This is a genomic window from Pseudomonas sp. ES3-33, assembly GCF_000952175.1.
Classification (GTDB): domain Bacteria; phylum Pseudomonadota; class Gammaproteobacteria; order Pseudomonadales; family Pseudomonadaceae; genus Aquipseudomonas; species Aquipseudomonas gregormendelii.
Map to the genome: position 1 here is coordinate 43741 of NZ_JZRI01000149.1, position 12781 is coordinate 56521.

Sequence of the window (12781 nt, forward strand, 5' to 3'; positions counted from 1 at the left end):
GACTCAGCGTCCGCGAACCGCTTGTTCCAGCTCGGAGAAGCTTGGACGGTGCGCCGGGTAAAGGACCTTGCGCCCGAACTCCACCGCCAGCGACGGCGGCATGCCGGAGGCCGAGGCGACCAGCGAAGCCTTGATGGCTTCGTAGACGTTCAACTCTTCCTTGGCATCGTGGGCCAGGGAAGTGGCCAGCGGGCCGAAGAAACCGTAGGCCGCAAGGATACCGAAGAAGGTCCCCACCAGTGCCGCGCCGACGTGCATGCCGATCGCTTTCTGGTCGCCTTCACCCAGGGAAGCCATGGTCACCACGATACCCAGTACCGCAGCCACGATACCGAAACCCGGCATGGCGTCGGCGATGCCGTTGACTGCGTGGGATGGGTGCTCGAGGTCTTCCTTGAGGCTGTAGAGCTCCATGTCGAACAGGCCTTCAAGCTCATGGGGAGCCATGTTGCCGGAGGACATGATGCGCAGGTAATCACAGATGAAAGCGGTCATGCGCTCATCTTTGAGCACAGTCGGGTACTTGGCGAAGATCGGGCTCGCCGCCGCATCTTCGATGTCGCCTTCGATGGCCATCATGCCTTCACGGCGGCTCTTGTTGAGGATTTCGAAGATCAGGCCCAGCACTTCGAGGTAGAAGGCGTGACTGAAACGCGATCCGAACATGCTCAGGGATTTCTTGAGCACGTGCATCGTCATGTAGCCGGGATTGGCCTGCAGGAAGGCGCCGAGCGCCGCACCGCCGATGATCATTACCTCGAAAGGCTGGATCAGGGCGGCAATTTTTCCGTGGGATAGCACGTATCCGCCGAGCACGCTCGCGAATACGACAATGATGCCGATTATTTTAGCCATAGGTAGGAGAGCACTTACTGAGTCGGGTTCAAGGTCATATTCGGAAGTTAAACAATCTCTTCTTCTACTTATCGGCAAAACTGCGCCAGACTATAGCCCGTTCAGGCGAAAAGCCACTTTGGCTCATTCAGCGCGCAGGTAATGCAGACGATGATCACGTCCATCCATGGCTAATGAAACGAACGTTCCAACCCCAAAACCAACGACGCTCGAAGGCTGGATCAAGCTTCTCGACAGCGTCCGGCTGCCCGTACCGCAGGCCAGCCATGACCGGGTATGCCAGGCGATTCGCAACAGCCGCAGCTCACTGCGTGACATCGCCGAACTGATCCAGGGCAGCCCGGCCCTGGCGCTGAGCGTGATTCGTGAAGCCAATCGGCAGGTGCGCAGCGGCCTTGGCGAACCGGCGGAAAACCTGGAAGTGGCGATCAATCGTCTCGGCCTCAAACGCACTGAAGAACTGCTCGCCCGCCTGCCGACGCTGCCCCAGATGCAAATCCCCGCGACCTTGCGCCAGTTGCAGCTGATCAGCCAGCACGCGACCCAGCAGGCCAACGGCTTTTTCGCCAGCCGCCTGGCCCGGCTCTGGCAGGACATCCATTGGGGTAGCCTGCTGTTTCTGTCACCACTATGGCCGATGGCGCTGATCTACCCGCAGTTGCTCGAAGAGTGGGAACGGCGCGTGATTCACAGAGGTGAATCCGCACGCAAGGTCGAACAACAGTTGTTCGGCTTGCGTTTGCTGGACATTTGCCAGGCCCTGGTCGATCTGTGGCGCCTGCCGATCTGGGTGCAGCAGGGTTACCGCCTGTTGCTCAAGGAACAGCGCGAACTGGTCAAGGTGCTGCGCATTGCCCGCGACAGCGACCACCCGTTGCGCCAGCAGAATCGCCTGGATGACGACCCGACCCTGCGTCGCTGGCTCAATCAACCTGCCAACACCGTACTACTGGCCAATGGCCTGGCGCTGTCGGCACAACAAGCCTGGGACAGCCCCCACAGCAGACGCTGGCAGCACCTGACCAGCCTGTACCTGCAAGTTTCGATGGACGAGGTACAGCAGCAATTGCACCAGCAGGCTGCCAACAGCGCCCGCTACCATGCCATGCCGGACCTCTGGCACCCGGCGGTCTCACTGATCTGGCCCTGGGACACCCCGCGCCAGCAGGCAGGCTCGCAGCCGACCCCGCCACCGACTGCGCAAGACCTGGCCAAGTGGCGCAAGGTGTGTGCCGAGTTGCTGGTGGAGCCGAGCCGCTTTGCCAATGCGATGCACCTGACCACGTCCGCCAGGGATGCCCTGGTTGCCTGCGGCATGCGCCGGGTGCTGATCCTGATGGCTGATCGCACTCACGCCAATTTACGCGTGCATCAGAGCGCCGGACTGCCCAAGGACGCCGCCAGCCTGAATTTGCTGGTCAGCCAGAGCACCGTGCTGCAACGCCTGCTCGCCCAGCAGGCCCAGGTGCGCCTAACCCCGGAAAATAACGCACAATTTTCCGCATTGCTCCCGGCCAGCCTGCGCACGCTGTTTGGCGGCGAGCATTTGCTGCTGCGTTCACTGGTCAATAATGGCCGGGTGATCATGCTGGTGGTGGCGGACCAGGGTGGTGGACCGTTCTCGGATATCACCGTACAAGCCTTCGGCAAAACCGCGCAGTGCATCGAGAAGGCGCTGCACAGCTTTAGCCACCGTGGCCAATGAGGCTGCGTTACAATCCCCCTTTTTGTGCTCTGGAGACCTCACATGTCTGACTTCTCTGGCTTGGCGCTGGTCATCGAACCCGGCGACCTGCTCGCCCGTCTCGACGCGTGCAATCTGATCCTGGTGGACCTCACCAGCAGTGCCCGCTACGCCCAAGGGCATATTCCTGGCGCGCGCTTTGTCGACCCCAAGCGCACGCAACTCGGCCAGCTACCCGCTCCGGGCCTGATCCCGCCACACGCTGCACTTGAAGCGCTGTTCGGCGAACTGGGCCACCACAAGGATGCGGTGTACGTGGTGTATGACGACGAAGGCGGCGGCTGGGCCGGACGCTTCATCTGGCTGCTCGACGTCATCGGCCACAAGCACTACCACTATCTGGATGGCGGCCTGCTTTCCTGGCTGGCGGATGGCCTGCCGGTCTCGACCGAGGTCCCGGCTTCGGCGGGAGGCCCGGTAAGCCTGACCTTGCACGACGAACCCACGGCCACCCGAGAGTACCTGCAAAGCCGGATTGGCGCCGCCGACCTGGCCATTTGGGACGCGCGCGCCCCGCAGGAGTATTCCGGCGAGAAGGTCCTGGCTGCCAAGGCCGGACACATTCCCGGAGCGATCAATTTTGAATGGACCGCCGGCATGGATCAGGCGCGCAACCTGCGCATCCGTACAGACATGCCGCAAATCCTGGAACAACTGGGGATAACCCCGGACAAAGAAGTTATTACTCACTGCCAGACACACCATCGCTCTGGCTTCACTTATCTGGTGGCCAAGGCGCTCGGTTATCCGCGGGTCAAGGGTTACGCCGGCTCCTGGGGCGAATGGGGCAACCATCCCGACACCCCCGTAGAGATCTAAGGTTTTTAAGGACAGTTAATGAACAAGCGTCTGTTTATCCTCAGCCAATACCTGCTGCCTCATCACTTGCTCTCGCGACTGGCCGGCTGCATTGCCGAATGCCGTGTGCGCTGGTTCAAGAATGCCTTCACCGCCTGGTTCGCCAAGCGCTACCAGGTGGACATGTCCCAGGCGCTGGTCGAAGACCTGACTGCCTATGAACATTTCAATGCGTTCTTCACCCGCGCCTTGAAAGAGGGCGCGCGCCCTCTGGACGAAACGCCGGGGGCGATCCTGAGCCCGGCCGATGGCGCAGTCAGCCAGCTTGGCCCGATCGAGCATGGTCGCGTTTTCCAGGCCAAGGGCCACAGTTTCAGCGTGCTGGAATTGCTCGGTGGCGATGCGGCCAACGCTGCACCGTTCATGGGCGGCGACTTCGCCACCATCTACCTGTCGCCGAAAGACTATCACCGCGTGCATATGCCCCTGGCCGGCACCTTGCGTGAGATGGTCTATATCCCGGGCCGCATTTTCTCCGTCAACCAGACGACTGCTGAAAACGTGCCGGAGCTGTTCGCTCGCAACGAGCGCGTCGCATGCATTTTCGACACCGAGCGCGGGCCGATGGCCGTTGTGCTGGTCGGGGCAATGATTGTTGCCTCGATCGAAACCGTCTGGGCAGGCCTGGTCACTCCGCCCAAGCGTGAACTGAAAACCTTCCGCTACGACGAAGCCGCCCGTGCGCCGATCCACCTGGAAAAAGGGGCGGAATTGGGGCGCTTCAAGCTGGGTTCGACCGCCGTGGTGCTGTTCGGCCCGGACCAGGTGAAATGGGCTGAAGGCCTCGGTGCGCTGTCGCCAGTGCAGATGGGTCAAGCGCTGGGCTTGCCGAAGGCCTGATAACCGGCCTGTCCCGGTAGGAACTGCCGCAGGCTGCGATCTTTTGATGTTAGAAACAAAGTCAAAAGATCGCAGCCTTCGGCAGCTCCTACCAGGGGCGGCGTTGTTTTTGTTACCCGGGATCAAAAGATCACCGCCTGCGGCAGCGCCTATACGGCCTGATTCCTGCTATCGTTTTGTCCATGAATGAGACCACCCCACTCCAGCTGTTACGTGCACCGCTTCCTCAACAGACTCGCCTGTCGTTCTGTGAGCCAACCCCGCGCGATCTCAAGCGCTGGATCGCCAACCTGCCCAAGGCTAACATTGGCGAAACTGCCCGCTTGCTCTATCAGGGCCTGGGCGAACTCAACCAGTTGCTCACTCCCAGTGACAATCGCCTGCAATTGCTCGAGTTGTTGCGACCAGAGGTGTACTACGTCTGCAAACACCTGGAGCGGCACTTCCTGCATCAGGCGATTGTGCTGGACGAGCGCTCGCGCAAGATCGCCAACCTATGCCAGGCATTGCAAAGTCACCTGGCGATTGGCTACAAGCAGATCGTCCTGCGCGTGTCACCGCGCTTCAGCAAGGATCGCGCCCCGCTCTTGACTCAAGCGCTGCAACGGGCGATCCATTGCCTCAACGGGCCGTTGATGCGCGCGACGCAGCTGTATTGCCCGGCGCCGGAAGGCGTCTGGGTGGAGCTGCATCAACTCTACCGAATCGCCTGCTCGCACCAGCTCCAGCGCCAGAATGTGCGCGACGAATTGGCCAGCCAGACGCAAAACCTCAGCATTGAGCAGACCTATATCACGGCGCTGCTGATGGGTGCTGCACGCTGCAATCAACTGCGGCAGAACCAGATTGCCCGTCTCGCCGAAGTGCTGGAGTCATGGAGCTCGCTGATACGCCTGAATCCGGGCCAATCGGTCGAAGGGCTGTTCGCCGTCGCACCAATGCTCGATACCGCTCCGCGCTACCGCTCCAAATTCAGGAGCGAACAGCAGGACGATTTGCTGGCCATTGACACCACCCCGCTGGTGGCGGCCATCGACGCTCATCTACACAAGACCGACTCGGCCCAACCTCTGCTGGTGCCGACGGGTTTGAGCCTGGATACCTTGCAACACCTGAGTGCCGCCTGGGGGCAGACCGCCGAGCGCAGTTTTCAACGCACGGCAAGCCAGGGCCAACTGACCCTGTGCGTCGGCATGAGCGCCCTGCATTTCTATCTGGGTGGCCAGCGCTCGTTCAGTGAGCTGCTGAAAAACCACGGCGGCCGACAGGCGAAATTTTCTGCGCTGTCGTCGGCGACCAAGGGCCAGGACCAATGGAGCCACGCCTTCGACGTGGCGCCGGAGGGCAACACCCACGACCTGCTGCCCTACGAAGAAATCGAATACCCCCAGCTGCAAAACGATGATGGCAATGACACGGCCGACAGCAATCGGCATTTTCCGACTTATGTGTTGCCAGTGGTCAACCACAGCCCGGGAGGCTATTGCCTGGCGTGGCCCGGCGAAGTACCGGCCGAGCTTCAGGCGGGTGAGATGGTCGGCATCGACGATGTCGCGGGCCAGGGCTGGAGTATCGCGGTGGTGCGCTGGATTCGCCAGGTTCGTGGCGGCGGCACACAAATGGGCATCGAACAGGTTGCACCCTACGCAGAGCCCTGTGGCCTGCAGCTGGTGCGCACCCATGATGATCACAGCCACTACCTGCGCGGCCTGTTATTGCCCGCGATCAGCGCGGTAGACCTGCCCGCCACACTATTGGCCCCGCGCCTGCCCTTTCAGGAAGGGCAAAAGGTGATGATCAACACCAACGGCGAGGAACATCGGGCAGGGCTGGATCGACGGGTGGCGAGTACCAACAGTTTTAATCAGTTCGCTTACCGGTCGTTGGAGGGTGCCAAAAACGACAACGCCGCGGGTGGCGGCGTCGAGGAAGACTTTGATTCTTTGTGGAAGTCGCTTTGAGGTCAGGCATGAAAAATGTAGTGCGGCCATCGCGGGCAAGCCTTGCACCCACAGGTCAGTGATTTTGTAAGATTTTGGTGTGGTCATCGCGGGCAACCTTTGCTCCCAGGTCGGTGATTCTGTGGGAGCAAGGCTTGCCCGCGATGAGGCCTGATCAGGCGGCTAAAGTCTCAGAGCTGCCCATCACGATCCCGAAAGCCCAGCAGATACAGCACACCATCCAGCCCAAGGGTCGAAATCGCCTGCTTCGCCGACTGCTTGACCAGAGGTTTGGCACGGAACGCCACGCCCAACCCGGCGATCGCCAGCATCGGCAAATCGTTGGCGCCGTCGCCCACGGCAATCGTCTGCTCCAGACGCAGGCCTTCCTTGTGCGCCAGCTCCCGCAACAGGTCCGCCTTGCGCTGCGCATCGACAATTGGCTCGACCGCCACGCCAGTCACCTTGCCGTCGACCACTTCCAGTTCATTGGCAAATACGTAGTCGATGCCCAGTTTTGCTTGCAATTGCTTGGCGAAGTAAGTGAAGCCGCCTGACAGGATCGCTGTCTTGTAGCCCAGGCGCTTGAGTTCGGCGAACAGGGTTTCGGCGCCTTCGGTCAGGCGCAGCGAGGCGCCGATCGAATCCAGCACGCTGACGTCCAGCCCCTGCAGCAAGGCAAGGCGCTCCTTGAAACTCGCGCGGAAATCCAGCTCGCCGGCCATCGCCCGCTCGGTGATCGCAGAAACCTGCTCGCCCACACCCGCGGCCTTGGCCAGTTCATCAATGACTTCGGCTTCAATCAGCGTGGAGTCCATGTCGAACACCGCCAGGCGGCGGTTGCGGCGGAACAGCGAATCTTCCTGGAAAGCGATATCGACGTTGAGGTCCTGCGCCACGCTGAGGAACTCGGCCCGCAGCGCCTGCGGGTCGGCCGCTTCGCCACGCACAGAAAACTCGATACAGCCCTTGCCCTTGTCGGCCGGCGTATCCAGCGGCATGCGTCCCGACAAGCGATCGATATGATCGATATTCAGCCCATACTTGGCCGTGATCGAGCTGACGGCCTGCAATTGCTCGGCAGTCACCTTGCGGGTCAACAGGGTAACGATGTGGCGTTTTTTCCCCTGGTTGCCGACCCACTGCTGGTAATCCTCTTCGGAAACCGGCGTGAAACGGACCTGTTGATCGAGCTTGTAGGCCGTGAACAGAATGTCCTTGAGGACGGACTTGCCTTGCTCGGTGTCGGGAATCTCAACCAGGATGCCGAACGACAGGGTGTCGTGGATCACCGCCTGGCCGATGTCGAGAATGTTCACACCACCCTGGGCCAGAACGCCGGTAATGGCCGCAGTCAGACCCGGACGGTCGACTCCCGTGATGTTTATCAGGACGATTTCGCGCAAGGCGCACCCCCGCAAGTGGAAAAAAACCGCATTCTACCCACATTCAGTGACCATCGGGCACCGTGAGCGCTTTGCCGGTCTGGGGCCTGTCGCTATACTGCGCGTCAACTTCACGGACAAAAGAGCCGAGCTCAAGTGAACCGGCCCACGCCAGTAAAAACCGATAACTTCTTTCTGCTGATCTTCCGGGCACTGCGCCATCGCCGTGTACCGATTGCATTACGCATTGCCAGCCATAACGTGATCCTGGTCGCCCTGGCCCTGGTCATCTACGCCTGCGTGATGGGATTGCAGTTCAAGCAGGCCATGCACGAGCAAGCGGATGCGCTGGGTGAAAGCCTGACCACGCAAACCGCCACCTCCGCCACTGAGTTGCTGGTGTCCAATGACATCCTCAGCCTGAATGTGCTGCTCAACAACCTGACCAAGAACAAGCTGGTGGCTCACGCTGCCATCTATAGCGTGGATAACCGCATCCTCGCCGAAGCCGGGCAGCGCCCCAAGCACAGCCTGCTGGGCGAAGCCGAGGGCATGTACCAGAGCAAGATCACTTTCCAGGACGTGACGGCCGGGCAACTGCGCATCAGCCTGGACATGGATCAGTTCCAGCAGCCGATGACCATCAGCCTGCAGAGCATGGGGATTCTCAGTGCCATTCTGCTGGCCTTATCCCTCGCGCTGAGCCTGCGCCTGGGTCGGCACATCTCCACGCCGCTGCTGCAACTGCGCGTGTGGCTGCGCAACATCGACGAATACACCCCGGCCACCGAGCGTCAGGACGAGATCGGCGACCTGGCGCGTCAGCTGCACGCCAACTTCGCCCCGGAGCCCGTTGAACCCGAGCCGGACCCGGAGCCTGAGTACGAAGAGACAGAAGACGAAGACGAGCCTTCTTTCGAGGTGCGCAACCTGCGTGACCCGAGTTTCGACGAAACCAGGCCGGTGGCCGGCTTGAAGCCCGCGCCTCGGCAGATTGTCAGCACTGTCGAAGATGACGACGACGAAGACCCGTTCGCCGACCTGCGTGACGAGGCAGTGGCCAGCGCGCCCAAGCCCGTGGTTAAAGCGCCCGTTTCCAACGTGCCTCAACACAGCGCGGTGCTGGCCGTGCAACTCGGTGCCCAGGATCAACTGCGCCGCCTGCCCCGTACTCGCCTCGAGGAGTTGCTCAAGCGTTATCGCGACTGCCTCGACCAGGCCGCCTCGCTCTACCAGAGCGAGCTGCACACCCTGAACGACGGCAGCACCCTGATGCTGTTCCACACTGAAGACAGCGGCGAAGACTACCTGACCAATGCGATCTGCTGTGGCGAGTTGCTGCGCGCACTGGGTCATCAGTTGCAGATCGAAGTGGCCGACTCGGGCATTACCCTGCAACTGCAGCTGGGCCTGACCTTGGGTGACGAGCTGTTCGGTCTGAGCCAGATTGACCTGCTGCTGACCGAATCGGCTCAGGACGCCCTGGCCTTGTCTCAACACAGCCGCAACCTGCTGCTGGTGGAACGCAAGGTCGGCGACGACGTGCTGATCCGCCAGCGCGCGCGGATCCGCCCGATCGCCAGCCCTGAAGGCGCATGCTGCGTGGAGCGTTTGATGGAGCCGTATCCATCGATGCTGGAGCGGCAACTGGCGCGGATGCATGAGCGCCGGGCTTAAGCCCTGATGTGAAAAAGCCCGCAGACAAGTGATTGTCTGCGGGCTTTTTGTTACCCCCGCTGGCGCCATCGCGGGCAAGCCCGCTCCCACAGGGGTTCTGGGTCCACACATTTTCTGTGGACACTGCGGGTCACCGCAGGAGCAGGCTTGCCCGCGAACTGCCCCCAACAGGGTTCTGGGTCTACACATTTCCTGAGGACACCACAGGTCACTGTGGGAGCGGGCTTGCCCGCGAAGAGGCCCCCACAGGCAACATCGATCTCCCAAGACAGACAAAACAAAGCCCGCACAAGGCGGGCTTTGTTCTGGCTTCATTCAGGCCTTAAAACCTGAACACTTCCATATCGGTGCGAATTGGCGAAGCCATCGGGATCTTCGGCTGTTTGTCCTTTTCCGCTGCGGGCGCGGCAGGCTTGGCGGCCGGTTTCTTCGGCCCTTCGGCAACTGGGGGCTGGTTGGCCAGGGGCTTGAGCGCCACCGACAGCTGCTCGGCCAGCCGTTGCAGCAATACGCCCTGGGCCTGGACCTGCGCCGCCGTGCCGCCTGCGTGCTGCTCCTGCAGATGAATGATGCGGTTGTCCCGCACCTGGCCGCGACGGTCGATCAAGCGCCATTGCGCATCGAGGATAGCTGGCTGCGACTCACCCGAATCCAGGCGTGTAATGGTCAACAACACCTGCACATCCGGCGTGAAGCCAAGCGTCGCCGGCGCCAACACCACGCGCTGGCTGTCCAGGTGACCAGACACCTGGCGTAGCAGCAATTGATCGATGTCCGAAGACAGGCTGCCAGCCCAACGACCGTCGGTCGAGGCCTGGAGGCTGCCGTCCGGTTGCCGCTGCAAGAGGGTCTCACGTTGCAGGTAGTCGGCAATTGTCACCGGGCCCAGCAAAACGGCCATGCCGGCACTTTGTGCCGGCTGCACCGGATTACCGCTGTCCAGCTGATACAGCGACACCGGTTGGTGAACGCTGCAACCCGCCAGGCCAAGAACGCCAGCGAGCATCAAGATAAAAGGAAGGCGCAGAGCAGTCATCGTCCCATCCAGGTGGTTGCCACACGGCTAACCACAGTGAAAATACTCAATAAATATGAAGATCGCTCGGCCACGCCGGCGCTTGAAAGGCCGTATCATCCGTGAATATGCGTCCCGACTCCAGCGCGAAAGCGTCGATCTACGCGTTAAATCGTAGATCGAGCGCTCTAGCACGCCTAATTGAGGTTTTCGACGAACAGCGCATCCACTCTCTGAAAGCCTCGTGGCAGTTTGTTACCACGGCGTCCACGCTCACCTTTGTAGTGTTCGAGGTCGTCTGCCTTGAGCGAAAGCGTGCGTTTGCCGGCCTGCAGCACCAGTGTGGCGCCATCGGGCAGTACGGCGATGTCCGTGACATATTCTTCGCGACTGGCTACTCGCTCACCGGGAATGCCGATGATCTTGTTGCCTTTGCCCTTACCTAATTGTGGCAGATCACTGATCTTGAAGATCAGCAGGCGACCTTCGGTGGTCACCGACGCCAGCCAGTTATGCTCACGATCAGCTACCGGCCGCGGCAGGATCACCTTGGCGTTGTTCGGCAGGCTCAACAGCGCCTTGCCCGCCTTGTTCTTGGCCTGCAGGTCCTCGCCCTTGACCACGAATCCATAACCGGCGTCGGATGCGATCACGTACAGCGCATCGTCCTCGGGCATCATCACGCATTCAAAGGTGGCGCCTGGCGGCGGCGTCAGGCGACCGGTCAGGGGTTCGCCCTGGCCACGGGCCGATGGCAGGGTATGCGCCGCGACCGAGTAGCTGCGACCGGTAGAGTCGATAAATACCGCGAACTGGTTGGAGCGCCCGGCAGCCAGGGCCTTGTACCCATCACCAGCCTTGTAGGACAGACCGGTGGCGTCGATTTCGTGGCCCTTGGCGGAACGTACCCAGCCTTTTTCCGACAGCACTACCGTGACTTTCTCGTTCGGCAGCAGGTCGTGCTCGGTCAGGGCCTTGGCCTCGGCGCGCTCAACGATTGGCGAGCGACGGTCGTCGCCATAGGTTTCGGCGTCCTTGATCAGCTCGGTGCGCACCAGTTTCTTCAACTTGGCTTCGCTGCTCAGCAAGGCTTGCAGCTTCGCTTGCTCCTTGAGCAACTCGTCCTGCTCGCTGCGCAGCTTCATCTCTTCCAGCCGCGCCAGTTGACGCAGGCGGGTGTCGAGGATGTAGTCGGCCTGGATCTCACTCAGGGCAAAGCGCTCGATCAGCGCAGCCTTGGGGTGCTCCTCGGTGCGGATGATGTGGATCACTTCATCCAGGTTGAGGTAGGCAATCAACAAGCCGTCCAACAGATGCAGGCGACGCTCGACCTTGTCGAGGCGGAATTGCAGGCGGCGACGCACGGTCTGCACGCGGAATTCCAGCCATTCCACCAGCAGCGCGCGCAGGTTCTTCAGCTGCGGCTTGCCGTCCAGGCCGATGATGTTGATGTTGACCCGGTAGCTCGACTCCAGCTCGGTGCTCGCGAACAGGTGCTGCATCAACCCATCGTGGTCGAAATTCTTGCGCGCGCCCGGGATGATCACGATCCGGCACGGGTTCTCGTGGTCCGATTCATCGCGCAGGTCAGCGATCTGCGGGGCCTTGGAAGGCTTGGCCTGCATCATCGCGGCGATCTGTTCCAGCACTTTGGCACCGGACACCTGGTGCGGTAATGCGGTAACGATGATGTCGCCGTCTTCGATGTGGTACACGGCGCGCATGCGCACCGAGCCGCGACCGGTCTCGTAGATTTTCAGCAGGTCGGCGCGGGGGGTGATGATCTCCGCCTCGGTCGGGTAGTCCGGACCCTGGATGTGCTCACAGAGTTGTTCGACCGTGGCCTTGGGTTCATCCAGCAAACGTACGCAGGCCGTGGCCACTTCACGCAGGTTGTGCGGCGGCACGTCGGTGGCCATGCCCACGGCGATGCCGGTGGTACCGTTGAGGAGGATATTCGGCAAACGTGCAGGTAATACCAGCGGTTCGTCGAGCGTTCCGTCGAAGTTTGGCCCCCAATCTGCCGTGCCCTGCCCCAACTCGCTGAGCAGTACTTCGGAATAACGCGACAGCCGCGCCTCGGTGTAACGCATGGCGGCGAACGACTTGGGATCGTCGGGCGCACCCCAGTTGCCCTGGCCGTCGACCAGCGTGTAGCGGTAGCTGAACGGCTGGGCCATCAGGACCATGGCTTCGTAGCAGGCCGAGTCACCGTGCGGGTGGAATTTACCGAGCACGTCACCGACGGTGCGCGCCGATTTCTTGTGCTTGGAATCGGCGTCCAGCCCCAACTCGCTCATCGCATAGATAATGCGCCGCTGCACCGGCTTCAGGCCGTCGCCGATATGTGGCAAGGCGCGGTCCATGATCACGTACATGGAGTAGTTGAGGTAGGCACTTTCGGTGAAGTCAGCCAGCGATCGGCGTTCTACGCCGTCTAAGCTGTCTGCAAGGATGTCGCTCATGC

The 12781-nt window shown here is 61.3% G+C and carries 9 protein-coding genes; 5 read left to right on the forward strand and 4 right to left on the reverse strand.

The window, feature by feature from the left end; all coding sequences use genetic code 11:
* Window positions 1–3: 3 nt before the first annotated feature.
* On the reverse strand, window positions 4–855 hold the full coding sequence (gene motA, locus UB23_RS24595) for a flagellar motor stator protein MotA (protein WP_045061849.1): 852 nt from the start codon (window positions 853–855) through the stop codon (window positions 4–6).
* Window positions 856–1021: 166 nt separating this feature from the next.
* Between motA and UB23_RS24600 the strand changes: the two genes are divergently transcribed.
* The 4 genes from UB23_RS24600 to UB23_RS24615 all read left to right on the forward strand — a co-directional run bounded on the left by UB23_RS24600 (window position 1022) and on the right by UB23_RS24615 (window position 6258).
* Window positions 1022–2560, forward strand: coding sequence for an HDOD domain-containing protein (locus tag UB23_RS24600; RefSeq protein WP_045061850.1), 1539 nt, complete (start codon window positions 1022–1024; stop codon window positions 2558–2560).
* A gap of 42 nt (window positions 2561–2602) precedes the next feature.
* Window positions 2603–3418 carry a thiosulfate sulfurtransferase gene (gene rhdA / locus UB23_RS24605; protein ID WP_045061851.1) on the forward strand — a complete coding sequence of 272 codons (816 nt, stop codon included), beginning with the start codon at window positions 2603–2605 and terminating at the stop codon, window positions 3416–3418.
* An 18-nt stretch (window positions 3419–3436) separates the two neighbouring features.
* Window positions 3437–4297, forward strand: coding sequence for an archaetidylserine decarboxylase (gene asd, locus UB23_RS24610; RefSeq protein WP_045061852.1), 861 nt, complete (start codon window positions 3437–3439; stop codon window positions 4295–4297).
* A gap of 182 nt (window positions 4298–4479) precedes the next feature.
* Window positions 4480–6258 carry a hypothetical protein gene (locus tag UB23_RS24615; RefSeq protein ID WP_045061853.1) on the forward strand — a complete coding sequence of 593 codons (1779 nt, stop codon included), beginning with the start codon at window positions 4480–4482 and terminating at the stop codon, window positions 6256–6258.
* Window positions 6259–6428: 170 nt separating this feature from the next.
* Here UB23_RS24615 and serB read toward each other — a convergent pair whose 3' ends face one another.
* Window positions 6429–7643, reverse strand: coding sequence for a phosphoserine phosphatase SerB (gene serB / locus UB23_RS24620; protein ID WP_045061854.1), 1215 nt, complete (start codon window positions 7641–7643; stop codon window positions 6429–6431).
* Between the two features lie 135 nt (window positions 7644–7778).
* On the opposite strand from serB, the gene UB23_RS24625 reads away from it, so the two are divergent.
* A complete protein-coding gene (locus UB23_RS24625) occupies window positions 7779–9299 on the forward strand; it encodes an AhpA/YtjB family protein (protein WP_045061855.1) in 1521 nt (506 codons plus the stop codon).
* Window positions 9300–9621: 322 nt separating this feature from the next.
* Here UB23_RS24625 and UB23_RS24630 read toward each other — a convergent pair whose 3' ends face one another.
* Both UB23_RS24630 and parC read right to left on the reverse strand, forming a co-directional pair.
* The gene (locus tag UB23_RS24630) at window positions 9622–10335 is read right to left on the reverse strand and encodes a PqiC family protein (RefSeq protein ID WP_045061856.1); all 714 of its coding nucleotides are present in this window, start codon (window positions 10333–10335) and stop codon (window positions 9622–9624) included.
* Between the two features lie 176 nt (window positions 10336–10511).
* Window positions 10512–12779 carry a DNA topoisomerase IV subunit A gene (gene parC, locus UB23_RS24635; protein ID WP_045061857.1) on the reverse strand — a complete coding sequence of 756 codons (2268 nt, stop codon included), beginning with the start codon at window positions 12777–12779 and terminating at the stop codon, window positions 10512–10514.
* Window positions 12780–12781: the final 2 nt, after the last annotated feature.

Excerpts from the sequence above, each read along its gene's own strand:
- UB23_RS24615 (WP_045061853.1), top strand. The coding sequence starts at position 4,480 with ATGAATGAGACCACCCCACTCCAGCTGTTACGTGCACCGCTTCCTCAA.
- UB23_RS24600 (WP_045061850.1), top strand. The coding sequence starts at position 1,022 with ATGGCTAATGAAACGAACGTTCCAACCCCAAAACCAACGACGCTCGAA.
- UB23_RS24630 (WP_045061856.1), bottom strand. The coding sequence starts at position 10,335 with ATGACTGCTCTGCGCCTTCCTTTTATCTTGATGCTCGCTGGCGTTCTT.
- rhdA (WP_045061851.1), top strand. The coding sequence starts at position 2,603 with ATGTCTGACTTCTCTGGCTTGGCGCTGGTCATCGAACCCGGCGACCTG.
- motA (WP_045061849.1), bottom strand. The coding sequence starts at position 855 with ATGGCTAAAATAATCGGCATCATTGTCGTATTCGCGAGCGTGCTCGGC.
- parC (WP_045061857.1), bottom strand. The coding sequence starts at position 12,779 with ATGAGCGACATCCTTGCAGACAGCTTAGACGGCGTAGAACGCCGATCG.
- asd (WP_045061852.1), top strand. The coding sequence starts at position 3,437 with ATGAACAAGCGTCTGTTTATCCTCAGCCAATACCTGCTGCCTCATCAC.